Below are 26,923 nucleotides of genomic sequence, written 5' to 3' on the forward strand. Positions count from 1 at the left end.
TGAGAATTATCCAAATATAACGTGACTGTATGTACGATATTTTAGAACTGAATGAAAAGTTACTTTCAGATTTGCGTCAAATTGCAAAAGAACTGAATGTTAAAAGGATCGAATCCTTTAAAAAGAAAGAATTAATATACAAAATTTTAGATCAACAGGCCATGATAGCTACCGAAGAGACCGCGCCTGTTGAACCCAAGGAGAAGAAACCTCGTGTGAGAGTGATAAGAGGAGGGGCCGAGAAAGTCGGAGATTCGAAAGGCGGTCTGCCTAAATTCAACCGGAATAAAGATAAAAAAGCTGAGGTAAAACCCGAACAGCCTAAACCCGAAGTAGCTAAGGAAATTGTCGAGAAGAAAGAGACCCAATTGCCGGTTGAAGAAGCTCAGCCTATTAATGTTGTACATAGTGATATTTTGGATAAGGATTTGGTATTCAGTCGCACGGAGAATGGAATTATTGTAGAGAAGAAGGCTGATGCGGTTTCTGAAAAATCAAAAGAAACAGAGAAAAAAGAGGAGGAGACCGAGCAACCACAACGAGAACCAGCCGCTCCTAAAAAAGAGCGTAAATTCTTTGATAAGCGTAGCCGGAAACAAGAAAACCAGGATGTTGCCAAGGTCGAAGAAGTGAAAGAAGAGACGAAGGAGGAGAATGTGGCTGAAGAGCAGCAAAAGGCGGAACAACCAGTTGAAAGAATGAATCGTCCGAAATTTATCAAACGTAACAAACGTGTAGAGAGAGACGAGGATACGATTCGTCAAGATGTGGAAGAGGAAGCATTTGATGATACAGAAGATGTTCCTGCTGTTAAAGATGAAACTGAAGGAGAAAATTATGAAACTGTTTCGTCTGAATCCGAAGAAAGAAGAGAGAGTCCCAATAAAATGCGTTTTGACAAGCGCGATAAATATTACGAGTTCGAAGGAATTATTTTGAACTCGGGCGTGTTGGAAATAATGCCTGACGGGTATGGATTCCTGAGATCGTCAGACTACAATTACTTAAATTCTCCGGATGATATATATGTGTCTCAAAGTCAAATCAAGTTGTTTGGTTTGTCAACCGGTGATACCGTGGAAGGAACAGTACGTCCCCCGAAAGAAGGAGAGAAATATTTCCCGTTGATTAAAGTTTCAAAGATTAATGGTAAATCACCGGAAGCCGTGCGTGACCGTATTCCTTTCGATCATTTAACCCCGCTTTTCCCGAATGAGAAGTTTAATTTGACCGGAAGCGGAAGAGCAACGATTTCAACTCGCGTGGTTGATATGTTCGCTCCGATCGGTAAAGGACAACGTGGTTTGATCGTTGCACAGCCGAAAACAGGTAAGACCATGTTGCTGAAAGAGATCGCAAATGCTATTTCGGCTAATCATCCCGAAGTATATCTGATTATATTGTTGATTGACGAGCGCCCGGAGGAGGTAACCGACATGGCCCGTAGCGTGAATGCAGAGGTGATTGCTTCGACTTTCGACGAACCGGCTGAACGTCATGTGAAGGTGGCTAATATCGTGTTGGAGAAAGCGAAACGTATGGTTGAGTGCGGTCACGACGTGGTGATCCTGTTGGATTCAATCACTCGTCTGGCTCGTGCGTATAACACGGTATCTCCGGCATCCGGTAAGGTTCTTTCCGGTGGAGTGGATGCTAACGCGTTACACAAACCGAAACGTTTCTTCGGGGCTGCCCGTAACATCGAGAACGGAGGCTCTTTGACGATTCTGGCGACGGCCTTGACCGAGACCGGTTCCAAGATGGATGATGTGATCTTCGAGGAGTTCAAGGGAACGGGAAACATGGAGTTGCAATTGGATCGCAAATTGTCCAACCGTCGTATTTACCCGGCCGTGGATATTACAGCATCCAGTACGCGTCGTGATGATTTGCTGTTGGAGGATTACACGTTGAATCGCATCTGGATATTGCGTAATTATCTGACGGATATGAATTCCGTGGAAGCTATGCAGTTCGTGAAGGATCGGTTGGAAAAAACGAAATCCAATGAAGAGTTTTTGATTTCTATGAATGATAAATAGTTTATCGGTTTAGATATAGAAAAGAGGCTGTCTGAAAAGTCAATTTACGTAGAACTACCACCCCTAGCCCCTCCTTACACAGGAGGGGAACCCGCTTGGTAATCACCCCTCCCCCTGTGTAAGGGGGAGCCGGAGGGGGTAGTGATTTTATAGGGAAGAGACTTTTCAGATAGCCTCTTTTTTTACATCTTCTCTTCAAGGAGAAGGGAAGTGTGATTTTCCCGGAAGCGATGCTGCAAAGCTTGTATTCCGCCGGGGAAAATCCAGTCTTAATTATGATCTTATTTATGTCCGATAGGGAGTTCATTATCATCATCAAGCATTCATCTTGCATCCCCCTAGCATTCATCCTCGATAAAATTGATTTTTGGATCAACCCTGTTTGTATATTGGGTTCTTTTTGACGTATATTGGCTATCTGTAGAAATATGCTTGAATGATAGGTAGGTATTTATTTACTAATGACATAGTAGATACTTTATATAGTGTTTGGGGGTGGGCATAGTGTTGATTGGTTTTAAATTGCCATGAAAAGTATGTTTTGCAACATCTACATTGCAAAATGTGGCTTTTTTATTACCTTTGCATGGCAAAATAAAAAGAATGGAGAGTTTACGTAACACATATAAGATACTGTTAAAGGAACGTACTTCTGCTATCCGGCGGGGATTGCTCGACACGATTGATACCCGTGCCCGTTTGATTGCGATTAAAGGGAGTCGGGGTGTGGGAAAAACGAATTTTCTTTTGGCTTTTTGCAAAGAGTATTATATGAACGATCCTTCCTGTCTTTACGTGAATATCAATAATTTGTTTTTTGCGATGGAGGGATTATTTAATTTTGTGGAGCGTTTTTACAAGTTGGGTGGAAAAGTTTTATTACTGGACCAAATTCACAAATATCCGAACTGGGATAAAGAGTTGCGCGATGCTTATGACCGTTTCCCTGATTTGCAGATCGTGTTCACGGCCTCTTCGATATTGCGTATCAAATCCAACAAGTATTTGCATGGGATCGTGGAAATGTATAACCTGAGTGGTTTATCGTTTCGGGAATTTCTAGAATTGGAGACGGGATACAAGTTCCCAGTCTATTCGTTCGAGGAGATCGTGGAGAGTCACGAGGAGATCGTGGATGATATATTGGGAAAGGTACGTCCGTTAGCTTTTTTTAATAACTATTTGAAATATGGTTATTATCCCATATATTTGGAAGAGAAATCACATATTGATTATTTGCTGAAAAATATCAACTTAACATTAGAGTTTGATATACCGTACAATAATCAGATTGAACTGAAGTACTTGACGAAATTGAAACAATTGCTTTTTATCGTGGCGAACGGTAACAGTAATATTAATATCAGTAAGTTGAGTACCCAGATTGGTGTTTCCCGTGCAACGGTGTTGAATTACCTGCATTACATGAAGAATGCGAGGTTGTTGACCTTGTTGTTTGACCGGGAGAGTGATGACGAGAATGGATTGAAACCGAACCAAGTGTTTCTGCACAACCCGAACTTGCTGAACGCGGTTTGTTTGGATAAGACGGATTCGACGATGGTCCGGAAATCTTTTTTGATAAGCCAATTGTGTGCCGTGGCGAAATTGAATTATTCGGGAAACGAGGATTTGCTAGTGAACCAGAAGTACGAGGTTTCCGTACGGCAACAAGGAGATAAAGGGCGGGTCCGGGATTCAGTAATTCTGATGACCGATATGATCGAACGGGGAAAGAAGAATGTAATTCCTTTGTGGCTCGCCGGTTTTGTGTATTGAGAGAAATAAAATCTTAAATAGAGTGATCAACTATTGTTAGTTAATGTTTAAAAAAATGGCAAAAGAAAAGAAATTTATCACATGTGATGGTAACGCTGCCGCTGCTCATGTAGCTTACATGTTCAGCGAGGTATCGTGCATCTACCCTATTACTCCGTCGTCTCCGATGGCAGAGTATGTTGACGAATGGGCTGCTAAAGGTAGAAAGAACCTGTTCGGGGAGACTGTAAAAGTGATGGAAATGCAATCAGAGGCAGGTGCTGCCGGGGCCGTTCACGGTTCTCTTCAAGCTGGTGCTTTAACCACGACTTACACGGCTTCTCAAGGATTATTATTAATGATCCCGAATATGTACAAGATTGCAGGAGAGTTACTTCCTTGCGTTTTCCACGTGAGTGCTCGTGCTTTGGCTGCTCATGCTCTTTCTATTTTCGGTGATCACGCAGACGTTTACGCTGCTCGTCAAACCGGTTTCGCGATGTTGGCTTCCGGTTCTGTACAAGAAGTTATGGACCTTTCTGCCGTGTCTCATTTGACCGCTATCAAGTCAAGAGTACCTTTCGTTAATTTCTTTGATGGTTTCCGTACCTCTCACGAGATTCAGAAGATCGAGGAATTGGATATGGAAGATATTCGCGGTTTGGTTGATATGAAGGCTTTGCAGGAATTCCGTGACCGGGCTCAAAATTCTGAGAACCCTGTAACCAAAGGAACTGCACAGAATCCTGACGTTTATTTCCAAGGTAGAGAGGCTGCTAACAAGTTCTATGATGCAGTGCCTGATATGGTGGCTTACTACATGGATGAAATGTCTAAAATCACGGGTCGTACTTATCGTCCGTTTACTTATTACGGGTCTAAAGATGCCGAGAATATCATCATCGCGATGGGTTCAGTGACTGAAACTATCCGTGAAGTGATTGATTATAAGGTAGCAAAAGGCGAGAAAGTGGGTATGATTGCCGTTCACTTGTATCGTCCCTTCTCTGCTAAATATTTCATGGAAGCCGTTCCTGCCACGGTAAAACGCATTGCCGTGCTTGACCGTACGAAAGAGCCGGGAGCTGCCGGTGATCCTTTGTACCTTGACGTGAAAGAGGTATTCTACGGACAGAAGAATGCCCCGGTAATCGTTGGCGGACGTTACGGTTTAGGTTCTAAAGACGTGACTCCGGCGCAAATCATTGCTATCTACAAGAATTTGGAGATGAACGAGCCGAAAAATCAATTCACGGTAGGTATCGTGGATGATGTAACCTTCCATTCTCTTCCTATGGAGGCCGAAGTAAAGGTGAATTCGGATAATATGTACGAGGCTAAATTCTACGGTTTAGGTTCAGACGGTACGGTAGGAGCAAACAAAAACTCTATCAAGATTATCGGAGGTGCAACTAATAAATATTGTCAGGCTTATTTTGCCTATGACTCAAAAAAATCAGGAGGTTTCACGGCTTCTCACCTTCGTTTCGGGGATGAGCCTATCCGTTCGACTTATTTGATAACCACTCCTGACTTCGTGGCTTGTCACGTGCCTGCATACATCCACATGTATGATGTGTTGAAAGGTTTGAAGAGAGGCGGTTCTTTCTTGTTAAACTCTTTGTGGGATGAGAAAGAAGTAGGAAATCACCTTCCGAATGCCATGAAACGTTACTTGGCTGAAAACGAAATTAATTTCTATATTATTAACGGTACGAAGATTGGTCAACAATTAGGCTTGGGTAACCGTACTAACACGATCATGCAGTCTGCTTTCTTCAAGATCACGAACGTAATTCCTTACGAATTAGCCGTGAAGGAGATGAAGAAAGCAATCGACAAATCATACGGAACCAAGGGTGAGGCTGTTCTTAAAATGAACTATGCCGCTGTTGATGCCGGAGGTTTGGATGAGAACGTGGTGAAAGTTGCCGTTCCTGCTGAATGGAAAAACCTGAAAGATGAGAATTGCGCTCACGATGAAAACCGTCCGGAATTTATCCGCAACGTGGTTGACGTGATGAACGCGCAAAAAGGTGACGATCTTCCTGTTAGTGCTTTTGCCGGACGTGAAGACGGAACTTTCCCTGCCGGGACTTCTAAATTCGAGAAACGCGGTATCGCTATCAACGTACCGGAATGGCAAGTGAACAACTGTATCCAATGTAACCAATGTGCTTACGTTTGTCCTCACGCTGCTATTCGTCCGTTCTTGTTGTCGGATGCTGAATTGGCTGCTGCTCCTGCCGGAACAGAAACCAAACCGGCTATCGGTAAAGAATTTGCAGGATACAAGTTCAAGATTCAGGTATCTCCGTTAGACTGTACCGGTTGCGGTAACTGTGCTGACGTGTGTCCTGCTAAGGAGAAAGCGTTGATCATGAAGCCTCTTGAAAGCCAACAGGCTGAGATCGCTCGCTTCGAGTATATGGACAAGAAAGTAGGTTACAAGAAATTGGTTGAACCTAACAACGTGAAGAATTCTCAGTTCCAACAACCGTTATTCGAGTTCTCCGGAGCTTGTGCCGGTTGTGGTGAGACTCCCTATATCAAATTGATCACCCAATTGTTCGGAGAGAGAATGATGGTGGCTAACGCTACCGGATGTACCTCAATCTATGGTGGATCCGCTCCTTCAACCCCGTATTGCACGAATTACGTTTCAGGACGTGGTGTGGCTTGGGCTAACTCCTTGTTCGAGGATAACGCCGAGTACGGTTTCGGTATGGCCGAAGGTGCCAACCGTTTGCGTGAGCGTGCGAAGAGATTGTTGGAAGAAAACCTGTCAACCTTCTCGGCAGAAACTCAGGCTGCAGTTAACGAGTGGCTTGCTGCTTACGAGGATGGCGATAAGACTTTAGTTACCAGCGATAACATGTCTGCTGCTTTGGCTAAAGAAACTTCAGCTGCCGCTAAACAAATCATGGTGTTGAAACCTTACTTCACGAAGAAATCTCAATGGATCTTCGGTGGTGACGGTTGGGCATACGATATCGGTTACGGTGGTTTGGATCACGTGTTGGCTAGCGGTCACAATGTAAACGTGTTGGTTGTAGATACCGAGGTTTATTCTAATACCGGAGGTCAATCTTCTAAATCAACACCCGTGGGAGCCGTGGCTAAATTTGCTGCTAGCGGTAAACGTGTACGCAAGAAAGATTTGGGTGCTATGGCTATGTCATACGGTTATGTTTACGTTGCTCAGGTTGCCATGGGATCTAACCAAGCTCAGTATTTGAAAGCGTTGAAAGAGGCAGAGGCTTACAACGGACCGTCTTTGATTATTGCTTACGCTCCGTGTATTAACCATGGATTGAAGGCTAGCATGGGTAAATCTCAGGCTGAAGAGAAGAAGGCTGTAGAATGCGGATACTGGCAGTTATATCGTTACAACCCGATGTTGGAGGAAGAAGGCAAGAATCCGTTCCAATTGGATTCCAAGGAACCGGATTATAGCAAATTCCGTGACTATTTGATGGGTGAAGTTCGTTTCAACTCGTTGGTAAAAGCTGCTCCGGAAGAAGCCGAGAAGTTGTTTGCCAAGACCGAGGCTGACGCAAAATGGCGTTACGAAGGTTACAAACGTCGTGCTGAAATGAAATACGGCGAATAATATTCACAATATTATAATTGAGAAGAGATCGCTCGAAAGTATTTTCGGGCGATCTTCTTTTTTTCGAGAATATTCCTTTCTGGCTATGAATAGAACGATTTGCATTATTCGAGAATCTTTTTTCGTTTGTTCTGATAATTGACAAATATTATAACTCTATTTTATAAAAATGACTAAATGCAAGTTATGGGTAATGTCGACTTTCGCGGAATCCATTCGGCGAGTGAAAGATGGGGAAATTGAAGATTGATAAATTATATTGTTTTTGTGGAATGCCTTTTTCTTTTTCTAAGATTATCCTTTATGGCATAAAGGAGGTCTATCTTTATATAATCAGAGTTTTTGTTTCGAATTGTTGCGGAATATGCAATAATTCAATGATTAGGATATTTGAATCTCTAAAATCAAGCAAAATATCGTTTTATCTTGCTCTATCAGAAACGTTTTGAAAATGAATACACCTTAAATAATACAAATACTCGAACGACAGATTGTATATTTGTGATATCAAAGTATAAGGCGAAAAGCTTTATTTTGAATGGATTAATTTAGATGTAGAATAAACGTATATAGAGTAAGTGAATATAAAAATATATATCATTTTTATTAGCATGGTATGCTTGTTTGCCTCTTGCATAGAGGAGCCTTTGACGTCAGAAGAGACGGATGGGGCAACAGCGTATATGCTTGTGCGAGGTGGTAATTTGCTAAGTTCGACGGATTCTCGTGATAACGAAATCAATACACTTAGAATACTTGCCTTCAGCGTGACGGGACGTTGCGTGAGTAATGTATTGTATCATGCAACATTGAACGAAACGATACAACATCCCATTAATGAAGGGAATTATGATTTCGTGTTTTTAGCCAATGAACCGGATTCGTATGCTATTCAAAATGCGTTGAACTCGGTGACTCGATATGCCGATTTGCGTAATATCAAGTATCCCGAATCGTGTTTTGATTCGGACGTGGCGATTCCGATGTACCAGGAGATAAAAGATGTGAACATTATTCGTGGTGGTGGGGGAGCGCAGGTTGGTGACGGACCGGTCGTGAACCCGCTTGTGCTTAAGTTGGAAAGACTAGCTTCACGAGTAGATATCGTGTTGGAAGCCGAGGAGGATTTGACGGCTTATTTCACGGGTGTCACTTTTTCAGGTATACCGGATGGAATCAAACTGACTTTGAATGATAACGGGACTTTTGATAGAAATGTAACCCGTAAATATACATTGACGGATGATGCTGGTTATTTCACTAGTGTAATTCCGAATGCCGAACAACAGGGGCGAGGGATAGTATGGGTTAGAAAGATTACCCGTTTTATCCTTCCTTTCAATAATTTCTCCCCGGTAGATGATGCGGACAAGGCTTTCGAGTTAACCGTGGATATGAAGGATCGGTATAGTCCTTCCTGTAAGCTGAAGATCGCGACGAACGGTGTGGATGGGGCCACGAAAGATAATTACACGTTACCTTTTAATTCGGCTCTTCTTCTCACGGGGATTATTCAAATTCCAATGGAGCTTAATGTAAAGGTAACTCCTTGGGGAGAAGAAGAACATGATTGGCAGATGGGAAATTATTACTTGAATGTTTCCGAGGTCAACGTGAGTATCACGGATTTCAATGGTGCGCGAATAACTTTTTCATCTAATATGCCGAAAGTGCATGTTTTACCGAACTTGTATGTTGGGGAGAGCGGAACGATGCTTACTGAAAAGGTATTCAATGATTTGGTTTTTACGCCCGTGGTGAACAACCCTTGGTTTCCACAATATGGAACCCCGATGTTCGACGGGAAAATAATGAGATACGAAACGTCTCGTTTTAGTTATGTATATGATACCGAATCGAAAACAGGTACGGGGTACATGGACATCTTGTTGGATGAATATAATGAAATACATGATAAAACATTCCGGCTTATTCTGTCCGGTGAAGTCGATGGAGGAGGAAAATTACAACGGGAAATCAAGGTGCATACCCGGCAGGAAGGTTATCGTTTTGATGCAATTTATTGGGCTGGATATTATGTCGGGGCTTTTTCTAGGGATAATGAAACAGGTGAACGTATTATCACGGGACAAAAACCAAGGCTCGAAAATACGACGGACTTGGGCGAGTGGCAGGTGTGGGTAGAGCGGGGAGCGGGAGATATTGTCTTGAGTACCACCCCTAGTTTTGATCCGTCTGTCGGTACGGATATGCCCGGTGATGCAGAGAATTACCCGGTTCGTCCTAACGAGTTCAAATCGCATGAAGCCGGAAGTTATGTCACGGGAAGAGGCCGGGTTTATTTTCGTGTCGCGTGGAAAGACAAGAATCCTAATCCAGTGATCGACAACGGGCTCAGACAACCGAGATATGCCGTGATATGTTTGTCTCATAGGTGGTCGGCCGGCTGGGAACCTTCTACACGTATTTATATACGACAAGGTGAAGCTGCCGATTATTTGATGACTCGTGAGGAAAATATTGCGCTTGGCCCCTTGGCCGGTAAATCCCGGACTGAAGCGAGTAAAATATCGGTTTTCAATTTAACGGCTCCTGGATATAAAAATGGTGGTGAAGCTAATTATTATGATCTGTCACAGGTAAAGAGTGCCGAATTCGTGAAATTCCCGAGCCAGGCAGGGGCATTCTTTCAGTGGACGTCAGCGAGTCATCCGCGCAGGGCATATCATCCCACGAATCCTGTTGTCGATTATTTTTCCACGAATGATTGGGATGGAACCCTAGAGGTTCAACCGATATGGGATAATGGCACGGGAACCGAGTATATGTGGAATCAAAAGGCTGTATCCGAGGTTTGTCCCCCGGGGTATCATCGCCCGAATGATGGGTACACGGACCAAGTTTCGTATAACGGGCCGTATCCGAACTTCAAACGTTTCTGGCCGACACCGGTAATGGAACGTACCACTCATGCTGGTGATGCTGCTGATGGTAGCAATGATCAGGTATATTCAAAGCAGATCGAGAAATCGGAATGGAGGCAGTCGTTGGCACTTAATCCCGTTGTAGGAGAATTATTGTACGGGTTTGAGGCCGAGCTTGATGTTCAATATGGAGGACGGGAAGGGTGGAAAATTTATCGTTACCCGACCTCTCCGGTATTTAACGAGGATGAATCACAGGAAAAAAATATAAAAGCCAAAGATGGTTTCTACGCGGATGGTTATTTCGATCGTCGTCCGATCCAGAAACAGAGGATAGCGGATGGAACTGATCGTTACGGGGTTAGTGTCAAGACCTCCCAGGTTGCTTACCGGGGATGCGTGTTCTATAATCCAACGACAGGAGCCTCCGTGTTCTTGCCTGCAGGTGGACGTAGGGAATCTGCAGGAGGTCGATTGATGTATGCCGGAGAGACTGGTTATTACTGGACTTCTTCAGCATCACCGATATTCCCGAACTCTTTCTACAATGCATGGGCTCAAGAGAGTCGCGGAAGTTTCGTGGGGAGTGTATCAACCTCGGTTTCAACAGGTAATTTAATCAGGTGTTTCCGGGATAATTGAACAAAAGGATATATGGGATACATAAATACATATTATCTATTTATTCGATGCATGAAAGATGAGGTCATGGAAGATCTAATTTCGTTTTTTATGAAATCGGGATATGGAGATTTATATTTTCGGAGAGCGTATTCCATATTTTTTTATCGATTTGTTCATCATATTAAAAAAGTAAATGTTTTTTCTTTAATCAGAGTTTCTATTTCAAATAGTTGCGGAATATGAAACCTTTCCAAGATTGGAATATTGAAATCTCTAAATTCAAGTAAAACATTGTTTTTACTTACTTCATTAGAAACGTTTCGAGTGACAAATACACTTTAAAAAGCACAAATACTTGTATGACAGATGATATTTTTGTAATATCAAATATAGAGCGAAAAGCTTTATTATGAATGGATTAATTTGGATGTCGAACAAACTTATATAGAGCAAATGAATAAAAGAATACATATCATTTTTGTTAGCATGGTATGCTTGCTTGCCTCTTGCATAGAGGAGCCCTTGAAGTCTGAAGAGACGGATGGAGCAACAGCATATTTGCTTGTACGGAGTGGTAATTTGCTAAGTTCGACAGATTCCCGTGACAACGAAATCAATACACTTAGAATACTTGCCTTCAGCGTGACGGGACGTTGCGTGAGTAACGCGTTGTATAATGCAACTTTGAACGAAACGATACAACATCCCATTGATGAAGGAAATTATGATTTCGTGTTTTTAGCCAATGAACCGGATTCGTATGCTATTCAAAATGCGTTGAATGCCGTGGCTCGATATTCCGATCTGGGTAATATCAAGTATACCGAGTCGTGTTTTGATTCGGATGTGGCGATTCCGATGTTTCAAGAGGTAAAGGATGTAAACGTTCTTTCCACTGGAGGAGCGCAAGTGGGTGACGGGCCGATAGTGAATCCGCTTTTGCTTAAATTGGAGCGACTTGCTTCACGAGTGGATATCGTGTTGGAAGCCGAGGAAGATTTGACGGCTTATTTCACGGGTGTTACTTTTTCCGGTATACCGGATGGAATTAAGTTGATGTCTGCTGATAATAGTGCATTTGATAGAAATATAACCCGTAAATATACATTGACGGATGATGCTGATTATTTTTCTAGTGCAACTCCGAACGCGGAACAACAAAGTCGGGGGATTGTATGGGTTCGGAAGATTACCCGATTTATCATGCCTTTCAATAACTTCACTCCGGTAGATAACGCGGACAAAGCTTTTGAGTTGACCGTGGATATGGTCAACCGGTATAGTCCTTCCTGTAAATTGAAGATCGCGACGAACGGCGTGGATGGTGCCTCGAAAGATAACTACACGTTACCTTTTAATTCGGCCCTTCTTCTTACGGGAGTGGTCAAGGTGCCTTTGGAACTTAACGTGAAAATAACTCCTTGGGGGGAGGAACAACATAACTGGCAAGTGGGCGATCGTTATTTGAATGTTTCCGAGATTAACGTGAACATCACGGATTATAATGCTGCTCGAATTACGTTCTCTTCGAATATGCCCGTGGTAAAGGTATTACCTGATGTGTTTGTCAATAATAGTTTGCAAACGCTGGAAACGGGGAAGGTATTTAATGATTTGATCCTTGCAGCCGGGGAAACGTCCACGACGCGTTTTGCATACACGTATGATGCCGTTCGTGGAGAAGGATCCGGATACATGGATATCTTGTTGGATGAATATAATATGGATATTGGAACTTTCCTCGCGAATCAAAACGGGCGACATACTATTTTTGGACTTGTTCTGTCCGCGGAAGATGAAAATGGAGGGAATCAATTGCAGCGGGAAATAAAAGTTAATACAAGCCAATATGGTGTTCGTGTAGTGGGAAATCAATGGACCGGGCTGGCGTATGTAGGTACTTTCCACCGGGAGAATGAAGTGGGTGAGCGGATCATTTCCACGCAGGTCCCTAGGTTAACCAATCAGGGTAATGCTATAGGATATTGGGATGTCGTGGTGGATGATCCTTACAAGAGTCAGATTATATTGAGTACGACTCCAAGTTTTGATCCTTATGCCGGAACGGATACTCCCGGGGAACCGGAGGATTACTCTGTTCGTCCGAATGAATACAAGAGGGTAGAAGTGGATAACGATGGAACTAAAATAACAGGAAAAGGGCGAATCTATTTCCGGGTTGGCTGGAGAGGACCGAATCCCAATTCGGGAGGTGCGGGGCAGAAACTTCCGAGATATGCAACGATCACGGTCACTTTCACGCAAGCGGGGACTGCCGCGGGTGGTTGGCGTCCTTCCTACAAAATATATCTCCGTCAGGGAGAGGCCGATGATTATATCATGAAACCGGAGACAACGATAGCTGACGGACCATTAAAAGATCAGTCACGTAATTATGCGAGAAAGTTCTCCGCGTTCAACCTGACGGATCCGGATATGAAAAATGAAGATGATAGTTATTCGTTATTATACGCGCAAACACCGAAAAGGCAGGGCGTTTTTGTAGATTATCCGACTCAAGCGGGAGCTTTCTACCAGTGGGGATTGCCTAAAACTGATAATTCGCTGACGGGTTATTTCCGTCGGGCTTATCATCCGGCGCAACCGGCTGCAACCGGTTATCCTTCAACGGGATATTGGTCACAGAATTATGTGTCGAAAATTCCGATGTGGGCTTCCTCCGGACCAGGAGCGACGACCGCATACGAATACGGGTACGGAAGTGAATTTGAAATTTGCCCAACGGGGTATCATCGTCCGTCGGACGGGTATATTGATCAAACCGCGTATAATGGTAAATATTCTAATTTCAGATGGACGAGTCCTCAGCCTCCATATAGTCCCACGGATATCGTGTATGTGGATTTTGAAGGCCTCGTGATTACACAAGTTGATTATTCCGGTCAAATCGCAACTTCCGAATGGAGGCATTCTTTATGGAAAAATCCTTGGGCGGGAGAGAGCGTGTCTGGAACGGGAACTGCTACCGTGGGTAAAGATACTCCCAACGAGAAAACGGTAGTACGGGAAAGAACTTCCCCGGCGTACGTGGAAAATAAAGATATATATTTATTATATGGATTTTATGCCGATGGTTATTATGACCGACGCCCGATGAAGGTTCAACCCTCTACAACTACGGCTAACACCCGTTTGGCTGTATCTGTGAATAGTCCCAGTGTTGCCTATCGCGGGTCCGTGGTTTATAATCCGGAGACAGATGCTTCGGTGTTTTTTCCGGGAGCGGGTCGAAGAAAGAATAATGATAACGGGAAGTTGGAATCTCCCAGTGGTACGGCGTATTATTGGACTTCAACCATGGCTCCGACACCTCCCACGGGAACAGGTCGGGATAATCAAGCAGCTTGGTCGATTGAGTTGAACTATAGCGGTCCCGGTCATGTGTATACGATGACAACTTATGGTTATTCTATTCGTTGTGTGAAGGATGAAGTGATTTACGTAAGATAATGAATGAAGGAATGAAACTGGTAAATAAATATATCTTTGGCTTGTTCGCGTTACTGGCTTTGCTATCGGCTTGTTCGATACGCGAGGATGTAACGAATGAACCTCCCACGGTTGCGGATACGAAAGTCCGGTTCGAGCTTTTCACGAAAGCCGGGACTTATGGGCTTCCTGTTTCTCGTGCCGGGGCGGAGGAGAGCACGGTTGATAGACAACCTTGGGTTCTTGTTTTTCAGGGAACGGGAGGGACGGCTAATTTCGTAGAGGCGGTTCGGGCAGAGCTATATAATAATAAAACGTATGTATACTTGGAAAAACAGGCTGGTACTTGTCAACTATTGATATTGGCGAATCCTCCGAGTCAATTTTACGTGAATGGTACAGGATATGCTTACACGTCAGATAATTTTGCGAATGTATTGGGTGGTCGTGATCTTGAATACGCTTGTCAGAATTTACTCTCGGAAGCGTTGAGTAATCCGCGGAATACTGTTCCATACGTCGGACAAAAATTGCCAATGAGTGATTTGGTTAATGTCCCCAAGATAGATGTTAGTGTAACGATCCCCCAGATAAACTTGGAACGTGTTGTTGGGAAAATAATCGTGAGGAACACGGACCCCGATTTTATTCTGAAAGGAATTGCATCGGTGATGAACGCGCCCAAACAGGGAATGTTCTATAATTTGACTGGAATCCTGCAGCAAAATCTGGGTACGGGGAATTTGGTCGAATACAGAGAGGGTGATGATATGTATGATGCTGATATCGTGAAGGCTGAAAATATCGTCGGGGGACAGGGTACGGATGCATCCCCGCTTTATCTATATGAATCGCATACACAAACGAATGATACGTATTTAATTATTCGGGGAACTTACAAGGGAGGAACTTATTTCTACAAGATGGCATTTGTTGATGATGATCTTAACGTGTTAAGTATTTTGCGAAACACCGAGTACGTGTTCACGATTACCTCCGTTCGGGGAGAAGGTTTCGCCACGGCGTTAGATGCCATGGAATCTTTGGCATCGAATACCAACTTGGATTTCTCGGTTCTGGTGAGGGATGATTCGAGCTACGAGATGATGAGTAATAACGAGTACTATCTGGGTGTTTCAAACTCTCATTTCGAGGTGTACACTCTTGCGAATTCGAAAGATGTTTATACGGCATTTACTCTTATAACAGATTGTAAAACCGAATTCCCGGACCGACATATGCTTATCACCTCGTCGGAAAGTGGTTTGGATATTATTTCTCCGGTTGGAGGAATCATTCCGGTTAACACCACGGCTCCTTGTAACGTGGAGATAAAGATGGCGGTGGGATTTACATCCGGGGAGATTGAGGTGTACCTTGGAAATTTGAGAAAGATTATAACTGTTACGAGGAAAGATCGGGTTGGATACAGGGGGACGACGATTACAGAGTTTATAGAGAATGGATATTATATTTCTGCCCACGTGGAGGATTATAATAATCATAAATGGCTACAACTGGCTCCAGGAGACGGGATTGTCCGTAATGATCCGGATTTTATATACGTGGATGACGGGAAGATTACCTTGAACGTCGGGAGGGGTTCGTCAAGTGTGAGGAGTGGAACGATATATGTTTCGGCGAGGAAAGACAACAACACCCAAAGGATAAAAGTTCATATAAGTCAAACGGAGGTACCACCGAGTTAGGTCTTGATATAGATTAATGATAAAAAGAGAATAATGAAAAAGATACAACTAATACTTATTGTTTTGCTGGCTTGCTGCGTGCTACCGAAAGTTCAAGCACAGAAAATCGGGATAAAAAGCAACTTGCTATACGACGCGACCACGACCTTTAATCTCGGGTTAGAACTCGGGTTAGCCCGGAAATGGACACTGGATATACCGGTGAACTACAACCCGTGGAAATTTAGTGATGGTGCGCGCTTGCGGCATTGGGGCATTCAACCGGAAATCCGTTACTGGTTCTGCGAGCGATTCCGGCGTACGTTTGTCGGGTTGCACGGGCATTACGCGGACTTCAATGTAGGAGGTTTCCCCGATTGGTCTTTTATCAGCAAGAATATGCAGGAGAATAGATACGAGGGGCATCTTTACGGGGCCGGAGTCTCGGTCGGTCACGCGTGGATTCTGAAAAAACGCTGGGGAATCGAGGCCACCGTCGGGTTCGGGTATGCTCGCATTGTCTATGACAAATATCCTTGTACGGAATGTGGTTCCATGATCAAGTCAAGCAATAAAGACTATTTCGGACCCACGAAGGTTGGCATTTCATTAATCTACTTAATAAAATAAAGCATGAGAATGATGACACGATATATAACTTTAGCATGGGTAGTTCTTCTGTTGGGGACTTTAACTACCGTTGCCCAGTCAAAATCTTCCTATAACGGGACGATTGGCATTACCCCGGTTCGGGTGTTACAGGCCGGAGAAACGCTGCACGTGGAAATGGATTTTATCCTGGATCACGTAAAGGTCCGGTCGGCTGGGGCCGTGGATTTGATCCCGCGTCTGGTGTCGTCAACCGACACGCTGGAGCTTCCCCGCGTTTCTCTAAAAGGGCGTAACGAGTATGCAAATTACGAGCGTGTGCGATCCCTGATGAGTAGAGCCGAGGATGCCACCTATCTTGTTCCTTACCGCGTGGATAAAAGCGTTAGGACCGAGAGCCGGACGATCGAGTACAGGCACACGTTGCCTTACGAGTCGTGGATGGCTGGGGCTCGCTTGGAAGTTCAACGTGACGAGTGCGGTTGTGGCGAAATTGCGTGGATGGACGTGGTGAAAGTGGATACGGTGACTCTGGACGTGATTCCCGTTCCTTATCAGGTGATTCCTTACCTGGCATACGTGCAACCTGTTCCGGAACCCGTGAAAAACCGTGAGAAACAAGTGGAAATGTTCCTTGATTTCGTGGTGAACCAGACAGTTATTCGTCCGGAATACATGAATAATCCCAGGGAGTTGGCAAAAATTCATGCCATGATCGACGAATTGCGTGTCGACAAGGATATCACGATCAAACGATTGAATATCATCGGTTACGCTTCACCGGAAGGTTCGCTGGCCAATAATAAACGTTTGTCCGAGGGACGGGCTTTAGCGCTGAAAAATTATCTGTCAAGTCGCTACACGTTTGCACCTTCTCTTTACCATATCGTTTTCGGTGGTGAGAACTGGGAAGGGTTGAGAAAAGCGTTGGTGAATCTGGATATAGAATACAAGAGTGAAGTCGAAGCCGTGATTAATTTCTATGACGGACAGGAGAGGAAAATCCGTTTGATGAGCTTGCGTGGCGGGGAGCCTTACCGTTACTTGCTCCGGAATATCTACCCGACATTGCGTGTGGCTATTGGTAAGGCCGAGTATCAGGTGAAGAACTTCAACGTGGAAGAGGCTCGTGAGGTGATCAAGATACGTCCGCAAAACTTGAGTCTAAATGAAATGTACTTGGTGGCGAACACCTACTCGAACGGATCGCAGGAGTTTATCGACGTGTTCGAGACGGCGGTACGATTGTTCCCGGAGGACGATGTGGCCCGACTCAACGCAGCGGCGGCAGCCCTTTCTCGTAGAGATACGATAACGGCGGAGCGTTACCTGGGACTGGTGAAACAGAAAGGATTGCCGGAGTACGCTAATGCGGCGGGAGTGTTGGCTCTTCTCAAGGGCGATTACGATACAGCCGCGCGATTCCTTCAAGCAGCCATGAATGCCGGGCTCGAAGTAGCAGGTAAAAATATGGAAGAACTTGAAAAGAAAAGAATAAATGCTATTGAGATAAATTCAAGAGTGAATAATAAACAAACCAATCAGTAATAATTAAATTTTGTAACTATGAAGAAGATGTATTTTTTAGCAGCGGCACTATTAGTCTTGTTGTTTGCTGCATGTAGTAAGGATCATGTTAATCTTGACGATGACGATGGTCTCGTGACAAGTTTGACCGGTGATGCTTGGGTGTCGATAAATGTTTCGAACAAATCGCAGGGAAGAGCGTTGCATGACCCGAATTATCAAATGGGAACTCCGGCTGAAACAACTGTGGGAGAAGTCCGGGCGATATTCTTTGATGAGAATGAAGCGGTGACGGAAGATAAAATATTGTCTACCGACGAGGCTGGCACTCCGGGGCAGGCAACAGGTAGTACGGGAAAAGCATTCCAGGTTCCGGCAAAATCCAAAAGTATTTTGATCATCACGAATCCTGTTGACAATTTGCCTGCAAAAGGATCTTTTGCTAACTTCACAGCCTTCAATAAGGCTATTAATGAGCTCGATGTTTCGAAGGTTTCTACTGCCAATAAGTTTATGATGACGAATGCCAAAGGTGGTTTGGAGCCTCATTATGAAGACCTGCGTCTCTATAATTCGGCCGAGAAAGCACAAGCGAAGCCTTTAGCGATTCGTGTAGACCGGGTTGTGGCAAAAGTGAGAGTATATTTGGAAGCTGAACAGTTGGCAGATCGTGCTGGTGATGCAATACCTAATGTTGGTAATGGTGCCACTATCTATGATCCGGAGTGGACATTGAACGTGAGAAATAAATGGTATTTCCCCGTGTCGGAACGTGTTTATTCTTGGGTAGAAAATAAATATGGATGTGAGTCTCCTTTTGATCAATATGATCTTGGTTCTTACAGAATAGATCCCAATTATGACACTCAGATTGATCCGGAAGTGAATAAAGCAGGATATGATGCGCAATATCATTATTTTTATGATGCGGATGCAGCGATTGCGAATAAAATTCCTTGGAAATCGGCAAAAGCTAATAACACGGCAGCGGAGTATTGTTTGGAGAATACCCAGACAGAGGAGCATAACGACTGGGCTTATACAACCCAAGTATTGTTTAAGGTTGTTTTCATGCCGAATGAATTGAAATTGCCTAATAGTGATGAGTATTACGATAATGCGGCAGATAATGTAGATAATGGAGAACTAGCTTTTGGCGAGGATTGGATCATGCTTGACGGAGGTTACTACACGTGGGATTTGCTGATGAAGTATATCGAGGTTGAGATGGAAAGTAGATATTACGATCAGGATGCTGATGAAGTTAACACGCCTATCGCTAAAGCATTGAATGTTTATTTGAAAGCTATTGGTCTGGCGGAAGTAGATATTCCTGCGTTCGACGAACATGTTGATCCTGCTGATCAAATTGCGGGAGTTATGGATGATTTCGTTGCTCTAAAAGGTAATGTTAAGACTCACGGGGCAGACCGTCATGGTGTTGTAACTTACTACAAGGGTGGTGTGAACTATTATCCGATCATGATCAAGCATGATGATACGGAAGAGGTTGACAATGAATTTGGAGAATTCGGTGTTGTTCGTAATTCTGTTTACGATATAAGAATAACCAAGGTATTTAACCCGGGTTACCCGACAATTCCAGATCCGAATCCGAACATTCCGGATGAAACTGGAAACATCTACTTGGCTGTTAGAATTGATATCAATCCTTGGACTTGGTATTCTCAAGTTGAACAGTTATAATAAATCTGATGACTTATTATTTGTGGGGAGCAATCCCTGTTCCCCACAAATTTATTCCTTTTAAAATAGGGGGAAACACGTTGTTCATCATTAGTAAATTGAAATGTCAAAAAAGAAAGATATGAAGCTCAGAAGTCATATAAATTTATTAATTCTCGGAATCCTTATGATTAGTTCAGGGATATTCCTGTCCTGCGATGCCTTCAATGAAGATTTGCCGGAATGTCGCTTGTTCGTCAAGTTCAAATATGACTACAACATGCAATCTGTTTGCTCTTTTCACGTGCAAGTAGATAAAGTGGAGCTTTACGTTTTTGACAAGGATGGTAAATTCCTTTTTCAACAAGCGGAGGAAGGGGAGCCATTGACAACGGGTAGCTATTTGATGAATTTGGAATTGCCTGTCGGTGAATACAAATTGATGGCTTGGGCCGGTGCTCACGATTCATACGATATTCCCGTCTTGACTCCGGGAGATCCGATCTCGGCCTTGGAATTAAAATTGAAACGGGAGATCTCTCTCGTTGTGGATAAAGAATTGGAACCACTATGGTACGGGGAAATCTTGGATGTTAATTTCACGGGAACAACGAATCAGGTGGAAACAATCAATTTGATAAAAGATACGAATAAAGTGACATTCATTTTCCAGTTCCTTGCGGATGACGAACCGTTGAACTTGGAAGATTACAAGTACGAGATTATAGAATCGAACGGGTACATGAATCATCAGAATCAATTGAAGGATGACGATGTGCTTAGCTATTATCCTTATTACAAGGAGCAAATGAGTACTTCGGCCGTGAGATTAGGATTGAACACGATGCGTTTGATGAATGATCGGCAAAATCGCTTTGTCGTGACAGAAAAATCAACGGGAAAGAAAGTATTTAATGTCAGTCTTTCCGATTATTTCGCCAAAACACAGGATCCTGGTAGTACTTGGGGGACGCAGGAATATTTTGACCGTCAGGATGCGTGGCATGTCGTTTTCTATCTTAACGCTTCATGGATAGCGGTAAGAATCGACATCAACGACTGGACGTGGCGTTCTCAGGAAGAGGGGGATGTGTAGTCATTGTGTTTTGATCTTGTAAGGAATAAGCGAGTAATAGAGTCCACGAGGGAGAATATTACCCGCTTTATTATTTTATTTGATCAGGATGAAGTCGATATTCACGTCATCCACCTTTTTTGTATCTTTATTGTAGCGTAGGCTACTTAGTATGACCCGGATATCCCCGGTGTCAAAAAATGCAAGACGCTTTTTATTTTTTTCAAAGGCTTCTTCCATCAGGTTCGTGTCGAGAGGTATTTGTTGTTTAAACCATTCCATCACGTCGAATTCCACGAGGAGAGAGTCATTCTGGTAAATTCGTAATACCCCGCTGTCGTTCCAATATTCATAATGCATGGGGGTCTTTGTGTATTGGTATATTTTTCGGAGTATGCGGTAGTCCTGTATGTTTAAGGAGTCAATAGGATTAAAGCTGCAATAAATCGTGTTGTTATAGTATATTCCTTCTACTATTTTGTTTTGTTCGGCAGGAGTGAAGAGAGAGTCGAGCATGGCTTGCGAGTTCGAGAAGCCTAGTATTTCTTTCGTCAGACTGTCAGACTCTTGGTAACGATATATTTTTGCATGATTAACGTACGTGATACTGTGATACATCACACGTCCTTCAACGATTCTCAGGGAATCCTCTTTCGGGGAGAGTGTCATTAAACGCTTTTCGGCCGTTTTGAATCTCTTGACTTGCGAGTTTATACCTAAATCATCCGCCGAGAGGCCGGGAATGTACGTGAAAAGAGCTAGCGCCCCGATGGCGGCGATCGTTAATATCGTGTAATTCCGATTGTGGCGGGCGAAGAATAGCATGGTGGATAGGGTGATGAGTATGGCCGTCAGTACCAGATAGATGCGGGCTTCTGTCAGTCCGTATTCTGATACCCTGTAAACGATACTGATCCATAACATGACTAAAGCCGGTAGCGTCCACCAACTGTAGTGACCGTAAAACCAGTTATATATTCTTTTTTGTAATAACGGTTGTATGCTTTTGCCGATAAGCAGAACGGTAATGAAACTGATACCCATGTACGATAATCCTCCTTTGGGTAAGGACCAGAGTACGATTATTTTCACGAAATAGATATACAAGATGGCCGTGTAGATCAGTAGAGCCGGGGTGAGGATGTAGTTCACGACGAGATCAACGAACCGGATAATCGCGTGTTCTCGTGTTCCCGTGATATTGAACGCGATAAATAGTAACGGGCATATAAATACAAAAGCAACCGTGGAAGAATACTCGGTGAAATAACGTTCGAGATCTCCCCAGATTTCGAAAATATACGTGATCGAGAAAAATATGGCTAGCGACAATAGCCAGGCAAGAGTGGCGATGAGTAGTGCGAATAGGACATCCCCGATATAGTTTATGACATTCCGGACGTAAGGTTCATCCCTGAAACATCCCCGGTGAAGGAATATCATCAGTTGACTGATAATCAGAGCCACGTTGTACGAGGAATGCATCGGGGCCGGTTGCCACAACCAGAAGAGAGGTACGATGATGATGCTGGCGAAATAAATCCAGCGATAAACTCTTTGATGTGTCCAATGGTTTATGGCATAGATCATGCAAAAACAGATGGGAAACGTCCACCCGAATTCGCGGATATCTGTTATTTTCGCGATATCCAACCAGATAATGATCCAGTAAAACATGGATACGACAATCTCCACCGGAGCTTGCGTGATAGCATTCTTTAGTTTTTCAGTGAAGTGATGTAATTTGAAACGCATGATTTTCTTATTTTAATGATAACAAATATAAAATAAAATTCATGTAATTTCAATATAGCGTATGCGTTTCAAGTAAATCCCCTTTTAATCCGCTCGAATAATGTCAAACCCTACGATTCGTTTATCTTTCCTGAAAAATTGGATGAAATATGCCGGGGTGGAATTTCCGATGTACGCACCCGAATAGCCGATTCTCGTGAAATGTATCATGTCGCCCGAACACGAAAAATATAAATCTCTCGGACTTCTGTCTAGGGGGTAATCCGAGGGTGAATACCGTTTAAATGTGTAACTGGGAGTGTAGTCATATACTGAAAAATAGTACACGGGTTTCGGGGGTAACTTGAAACTGAAATCTACTTTCGGGTTGACACGGTTCAAGTCGATGTCAAATTTGTGGCGGGCTAACTTGTTTAAATGCATGGAGTCCGCCGCACTGAATTGCATCCGGAAGGTTTTATCAAGAGAAAAGCTATCGCGTAATGTTACGCGTGGTGATTTTTTCAGATAGTTGTATTTGGTCTTGTCTGAAAAGTGCTTTTGTAGTAAACTTTTTTCAGTTTTGAGATCACGGTCCCCTTTGTTTGCCTTGGTCTGGGCCGGGAGGTAAACGGGTATCAGGAATGAAATAACGCAGATAAAAATAATATGCTTCATGACTCAAAGAATTATTTGAACTACCACCCCTGTCCCCTCCTTACACAGGCGGGGAAATCGCTTGGTAATCAGCTCTTCCCCTGTGTAAGGGGGGAGCCGGAGGGGGTAGTCGTTGCTCGCGAATCCGACTTTTTCCATGCCCTCTGTTTATAGAGGGAGTACCCCGAAGGGGGAGGGAGTTAAAAAAGATTTTTAACATCCCCTCGTGAAGAAAGGCGTTATTTAAATGTTAGTTTGAAATACTGGTCGTTCGAGTAGGCATCTTTTCCGGGCGAGGCGAAAAAGACGTAGAGGTGTAAAGGTTTGCCCGATTTCCGGTCCACGTGGAAAACTGCTTTTTCGTCTTTTCGGGTTGCGGAAATGCCTTCCAAGAGAGCCGGGCTGAAAGAGTTATTGTTGTAAATGGCGATAACTCCTAGCGTGTCATTGTCATGGGACGTGGTGTGTTCCAGGTGATTTGTCCACGTGAGTGTGACACGATCCTCCAGGTCGATTTCTGCTTGCATGTTGAGTGCTTGGGGAAGTTCTCCGTGTGTCATTTGTAGTTTCGAGAAATCCCCGATTTTACCGTTCGGGAGGAACACGTTCATATTCAATTTCCGGAATAAGCTATACCGGTCATACGGGGTGGGGATTGCCGCTACCCGCCAGATTTCGATAATGGGAGTTTCTTTTAGGTGGGAATAAAACCGGACAATGATCGTCAATCTGCGGCGTGATTTTTGTTGTGCTTCCGTGTTTGCATCATGATATTCGAGGGGTGTCGAGCGAACCCGAGTTTGCCCTTTTACATCGTAAGTGATAAGATTCCCGTATTTTCCCTGAAGTTTGCCAAGAGGCGATTTGCATTTTGCCATGTTTTTGATTTTTAAATGAATAATTTATTTACCTGTTTAGGATTAGATCAGGGCGTGAATGGGGTATGTTGGGGGCCAAGAGAATATTCTTTTCTGATTTATGATAGGAATAAAGACGACTTAACTAGTCTATGTCTCGTCTTTATCTTGTCTATATCTCGTCTTTGATGCCTGAACTTTGCCTTATCACGATTTGATCTCACCTCGATCTTGGATAAAATTACAAAATGTAAGGTGAGGAATCCTAATTTCTTCGAGGAAAAATGGTTTCCCCTTTCTGATCGAAGGAACACTGGAGGAAGACTGGCTTTGATCGTGTAGATTGAAAAGTTAAATATGAGTAAAATATTTGTCTTTATGTAATAATGCTATTTTTCGCTGCGCGTTTCCCGATTTTTTTTGATCCGGGGTAACCCTTGGGAGGGAAAAAGCGTAAGGTGTAAAAATTAAATAATAGAGATTATGGATTTGAATAAAATGTTGAATTTGACCGGGATGGTCGCTCTTGTGACGGGAGGCGGCAATGGGATCGGTTGCGGAAGTGCGCGAATCTTGGCGGAAGCGGGAGCCGACGTGGTGATTGGTGACGTGAACTTGGCAGATGCAGAGGAAGTGGCTGAAGATATACGGAATATGGGGCGTCGGGCCTTGGCGTTGAAATGTGACGTGACGAAAGATATGGATTTGATGAATCTCGTGGAGCGCACGATCGTGGACTTCGGAAAGTTGAATATCCTCGTGAATAACGTGGGAGTTGGTGGCGGTGGCCGGGAGAATCCTTTCCGGGTGACCGTGGATTATTTTGAACATATTTTTAAGGTGAATGTTTTCAGTTCATGGCGCTTGTGCCAGTTGGTCGTGCCTTACATGAAACAGGCGGGATACGGTTCGATCGTGAACATTACTTCCATGGGAAGTATCAACCGGAGCCCGAACATGAGTGCTTATGCCTCTTCGAAAGCGGCGTTGAATCACATGACGGCAAATTTGGCGATGGATTTCGGACCGGATGTCCGGATTAATGCCGTCGGTCCCGGGGCCGTGAAGACTCGTGCGTTGGAATCTGTAATGACTCCAGAGATCGAGCGCAAGATGTTGGCCCACACGCCGATCAAGCGATTGGGGGTGATCGAGGATATTGCCGGAGCGGTTCTTTTCTTTGCGGCCCCGATTTCCAGTTGGGTTACGGGACAGGTACTGTTCGTGAACGGGGGTGGGGTGCAGACATTGGATTAAGTAAATCGCCGGGAAAACGTTTGTTTTATTCTACGCTTGATCCCAACTTGTTTTATCTTCTTCGTAAACGGGGAATCCTTTTATCCCGGGTCTTTTTGAGCCTGCAATTCTTTGATTTCTTTGTTGAGGAATATGGATAGAACGGTTCGTAGGATAACCACCCCGCCAAGGATCGCCAGTTCATTCAAGCTGGGTTCGAGAACCGTTTTGAGAATGTCGGAAGCGATAAGAAATTCGAGCCCTAGTAAAAGATAGGTACCCAAGTCCGCCCGGAGCTCACGTGTCGCGGTGAAAGAATAGCGCCCCGTGATTCTTCGGGTTTCATTGCGTAAAAATGCACAGAAAGCGATGATTGCCCCGTAGATAACAATGATGAGGCTGATGATGCTTATTCCGGTGGATAAAATTTCAAGATATTGCATAATTTTCATGTTGTCGTGTTTGTCTATAATGCTTCGTGCTAATTACTTGACTTGTCCTAAAAGATAGAACTTGTGAGTATAATCCGATTGATTCCCCGTAGGTTATTCCAAGAAGCGATACTCGTTAGGTGTATATCCGACGATTTTTTTGAAAGCCCTGCTGAAATACTGCGGGTACTGGTAGCCTAAATCGTAAGCTATCTCGCTGATTGTTTTGTTTGAATCCGCGAGCATGGTTTTTGCCGTGTTCATCGTTTTCTGCTGGATATACTCTTGTGCAGATTTGCCCGTTTCCTTTTTGATCAAGTCTCCGAAATAGTTTGAAGAGAGGTGCAACTGCTCCGCGCAATAGGCAACGGTGGGAGTCCCGAGGCGTTTCGGGTTCTCCGAGGTAAAGTAATTGTCCAGCATCTCCTCGAAAGTACCGAGTATATCCTTGTTTGCCTTTTTCCGGGTAATGAATTGGCGGTCGTAGAAACGGGTACAGTAGTTAAGTAGCAATTCGATGGCCGAGGCGATGATGAGATTGCTGTGTTTGTCGGTTCCCCCTTTTATCTCCTCGTCAATTTTCATCATGCAGTCTATGATGGTCTGGCGTTCCTGTTTTGACAAGTGTAACGCTTCATTGACCGCGTAAGAAAAGAAGGTATAATCTTTTATATGTCGTCCGAGCTGGGTGCCGTGCAGTAATTCGGGACTGAAATATAAGCACCATCCTTTTGCCTTGTATGTCGACCCGTCCTCTGGATTTCCGAGGACCTGCCCCGGAGACACGAAAACAAGCGTGTTTTCCTGGTAGTCATACTCCTGACGTCCGTATTTCAAACTATCGGCACACATGATGTCTTTCAGGAAGATCACGTACAGCCCGAAATTCTTCCGGCAGTGGCGTACGGGAGTTGCGATTTGTGAACCTTCGAGCACGTTGACTAAAGGATGGCGGGTTTCAATCCCCCAGTGATCGTTGTAGTCCTTGACCGTTTCTATATTTACAATCTTTTCCATACCAGATATTTGTCTTTTGTCTGAATACAAAAAT

16 protein-coding genes are annotated in these 26,923 nt (G+C 43.9%); 11 read left to right on the forward strand and 5 right to left on the reverse strand.

The window, feature by feature from the left end; all coding sequences use genetic code 11:
- Window positions 1–29: 29 nt before the first annotated feature.
- The 10 genes from rho to DWW52_RS14345 all read left to right on the forward strand — a co-directional run bounded on the left by rho (window position 30) and on the right by DWW52_RS14345 (window position 20,978).
- On the forward strand, window positions 30–2,042 hold the full coding sequence (gene rho, locus DWW52_RS14295; protein ID WP_118716188.1) for a transcription termination factor Rho: 2,013 nt from the start codon (window positions 30–32) through the stop codon (window positions 2,040–2,042).
- A 603-nt stretch (window positions 2,043–2,645) separates the two neighbouring features.
- A complete protein-coding gene (locus DWW52_RS14305) occupies window positions 2,646–3,821 on the forward strand; it encodes an AAA family ATPase (RefSeq protein ID WP_118716190.1) in 1,176 nt (391 codons plus the stop codon).
- A gap of 55 nt (window positions 3,822–3,876) precedes the next feature.
- The gene (nifJ, locus tag DWW52_RS14310; RefSeq protein ID WP_118716349.1) at window positions 3,877–7,413 is read left to right on the forward strand and encodes a pyruvate:ferredoxin (flavodoxin) oxidoreductase; all 3,537 of its coding nucleotides are present in this window, start codon (window positions 3,877–3,879) and stop codon (window positions 7,411–7,413) included.
- Between the two features lie 611 nt (window positions 7,414–8,024).
- Entirely contained in the window at window positions 8,025–10,940 is a 2,916-nt protein-coding gene (locus DWW52_RS14315) for a FimB/Mfa2 family fimbrial subunit (protein ID WP_118716191.1), read from the forward strand.
- A gap of 435 nt (window positions 10,941–11,375) precedes the next feature.
- Window positions 11,376–14,393 carry a hypothetical protein gene (locus DWW52_RS14320; protein WP_148315377.1) on the forward strand — a complete coding sequence of 1,006 codons (3,018 nt, stop codon included), beginning with the start codon at window positions 11,376–11,378 and terminating at the stop codon, window positions 14,391–14,393.
- Between the two features lie 11 nt (window positions 14,394–14,404).
- Window positions 14,405–16,081 (forward strand): hypothetical protein, encoded by a 1,677-nt coding sequence (locus DWW52_RS14325; RefSeq protein ID WP_148315378.1) that lies wholly within the window; start codon window positions 14,405–14,407, stop codon window positions 16,079–16,081.
- Window positions 16,082–16,114: 33 nt separating this feature from the next.
- Window positions 16,115–16,690 carry a DUF3575 domain-containing protein gene (locus DWW52_RS14330; RefSeq protein ID WP_118716194.1) on the forward strand — a complete coding sequence of 192 codons (576 nt, stop codon included), beginning with the start codon at window positions 16,115–16,117 and terminating at the stop codon, window positions 16,688–16,690.
- A gap of 3 nt (window positions 16,691–16,693) precedes the next feature.
- Complete coding sequence (locus DWW52_RS14335; protein WP_118716195.1) at window positions 16,694–18,217, forward strand: DUF3868 domain-containing protein; 1,524 nt, start codon at window positions 16,694–16,696, stop codon at window positions 18,215–18,217.
- Window positions 18,218–18,235: 18 nt separating this feature from the next.
- Entirely contained in the window at window positions 18,236–19,903 is a 1,668-nt protein-coding gene (locus DWW52_RS14340) for an Mfa1 family fimbria major subunit (RefSeq protein ID WP_118716196.1), read from the forward strand.
- 121 nt (window positions 19,904–20,024) lie between these two features.
- Window positions 20,025–20,978: a FimB/Mfa2 family fimbrial subunit gene (locus tag DWW52_RS14345; protein ID WP_118716197.1), complete on the forward strand. Its 954-nt coding sequence runs from the start codon at window positions 20,025–20,027 to the stop codon at window positions 20,976–20,978.
- Between the two features lie 75 nt (window positions 20,979–21,053).
- On the opposite strand, the gene DWW52_RS14350 is transcribed toward DWW52_RS14345, so the two are convergent.
- The 3 genes from DWW52_RS14350 to DWW52_RS14360 form a co-directional block, all read right to left on the reverse strand.
- Window positions 21,054–22,712, reverse strand: a complete 1,659-nt coding sequence (locus DWW52_RS14350) for a DUF4153 domain-containing protein (protein ID WP_118716198.1) — start codon at window positions 22,710–22,712, stop codon at window positions 21,054–21,056.
- Window positions 22,713–22,796: 84 nt separating this feature from the next.
- Window positions 22,797–23,369 (reverse strand): hypothetical protein, encoded by a 573-nt coding sequence (locus tag DWW52_RS14355; RefSeq protein ID WP_118716199.1) that lies wholly within the window; start codon window positions 23,367–23,369, stop codon window positions 22,797–22,799.
- A gap of 218 nt (window positions 23,370–23,587) precedes the next feature.
- The gene (locus DWW52_RS14360) at window positions 23,588–24,226 is read right to left on the reverse strand and encodes a DUF6266 family protein (RefSeq protein WP_118716200.1); all 639 of its coding nucleotides are present in this window, start codon (window positions 24,224–24,226) and stop codon (window positions 23,588–23,590) included.
- Between the two features lie 462 nt (window positions 24,227–24,688).
- On the opposite strand from DWW52_RS14360, the gene DWW52_RS14365 reads away from it, so the two are divergent.
- Window positions 24,689–25,462 (forward strand): glucose 1-dehydrogenase, encoded by a 774-nt coding sequence (locus DWW52_RS14365; RefSeq protein WP_118716201.1) that lies wholly within the window; start codon window positions 24,689–24,691, stop codon window positions 25,460–25,462.
- An 80-nt stretch (window positions 25,463–25,542) separates the two neighbouring features.
- On the opposite strand, the gene DWW52_RS14370 is transcribed toward DWW52_RS14365, so the two are convergent.
- A complete protein-coding gene (locus DWW52_RS14370) occupies window positions 25,543–25,893 on the reverse strand; it encodes a DUF1622 domain-containing protein (RefSeq protein ID WP_118716202.1) in 351 nt (116 codons plus the stop codon).
- Window positions 25,894–25,986: 93 nt separating this feature from the next.
- Window positions 25,987–26,889 (reverse strand): AraC family transcriptional regulator, encoded by a 903-nt coding sequence (locus tag DWW52_RS14375; protein ID WP_118716203.1) that lies wholly within the window; start codon window positions 26,887–26,889, stop codon window positions 25,987–25,989.
- Window positions 26,890–26,923: the final 34 nt, after the last annotated feature.

This window comes from Odoribacter sp. AF15-53 (genome assembly GCF_003479425.1).
Lineage (GTDB): Bacteria > Bacteroidota > Bacteroidia > Bacteroidales > Marinifilaceae > Butyricimonas.

What these genes read in the sequence shown, in the direction of transcription:
- rho (WP_118716188.1), top strand. Translation starts at nt 30, where the DNA reads ATGTACGATATTTTAGAACTGAATGAAAAGTTACTTTCAGATTTGCGT.
- DWW52_RS14305 (WP_118716190.1), top strand. Translation starts at nt 2,646, where the DNA reads ATGGAGAGTTTACGTAACACATATAAGATACTGTTAAAGGAACGTACT.
- nifJ (WP_118716349.1), top strand. Translation starts at nt 3,877, where the DNA reads ATGGCAAAAGAAAAGAAATTTATCACATGTGATGGTAACGCTGCCGCT.
- DWW52_RS14315 (WP_118716191.1), top strand. Translation starts at nt 8,025, where the DNA reads ATGGTATGCTTGTTTGCCTCTTGCATAGAGGAGCCTTTGACGTCAGAA.
- DWW52_RS14320 (WP_148315377.1), top strand. Translation starts at nt 11,376, where the DNA reads ATGAATAAAAGAATACATATCATTTTTGTTAGCATGGTATGCTTGCTT.
- DWW52_RS14325 (WP_148315378.1), top strand. Translation starts at nt 14,405, where the DNA reads ATGAAACTGGTAAATAAATATATCTTTGGCTTGTTCGCGTTACTGGCT.
- DWW52_RS14330 (WP_118716194.1), top strand. Translation starts at nt 16,115, where the DNA reads ATGAAAAAGATACAACTAATACTTATTGTTTTGCTGGCTTGCTGCGTG.
- DWW52_RS14335 (WP_118716195.1), top strand. Translation starts at nt 16,694, where the DNA reads ATGAGAATGATGACACGATATATAACTTTAGCATGGGTAGTTCTTCTG.
- DWW52_RS14340 (WP_118716196.1), top strand. Translation starts at nt 18,236, where the DNA reads ATGAAGAAGATGTATTTTTTAGCAGCGGCACTATTAGTCTTGTTGTTT.
- DWW52_RS14345 (WP_118716197.1), top strand. Translation starts at nt 20,025, where the DNA reads ATGAAGCTCAGAAGTCATATAAATTTATTAATTCTCGGAATCCTTATG.
- DWW52_RS14350 (WP_118716198.1), bottom strand. Translation starts at nt 22,712, where the DNA reads ATGCGTTTCAAATTACATCACTTCACTGAAAAACTAAAGAATGCTATC.
- DWW52_RS14355 (WP_118716199.1), bottom strand. Translation starts at nt 23,369, where the DNA reads ATGAAGCATATTATTTTTATCTGCGTTATTTCATTCCTGATACCCGTT.
- DWW52_RS14360 (WP_118716200.1), bottom strand. Translation starts at nt 24,226, where the DNA reads ATGGCAAAATGCAAATCGCCTCTTGGCAAACTTCAGGGAAAATACGGG.
- DWW52_RS14365 (WP_118716201.1), top strand. Translation starts at nt 24,689, where the DNA reads ATGGATTTGAATAAAATGTTGAATTTGACCGGGATGGTCGCTCTTGTG.
- DWW52_RS14370 (WP_118716202.1), bottom strand. Translation starts at nt 25,893, where the DNA reads ATGAAAATTATGCAATATCTTGAAATTTTATCCACCGGAATAAGCATC.
- DWW52_RS14375 (WP_118716203.1), bottom strand. Translation starts at nt 26,889, where the DNA reads ATGGAAAAGATTGTAAATATAGAAACGGTCAAGGACTACAACGATCAC.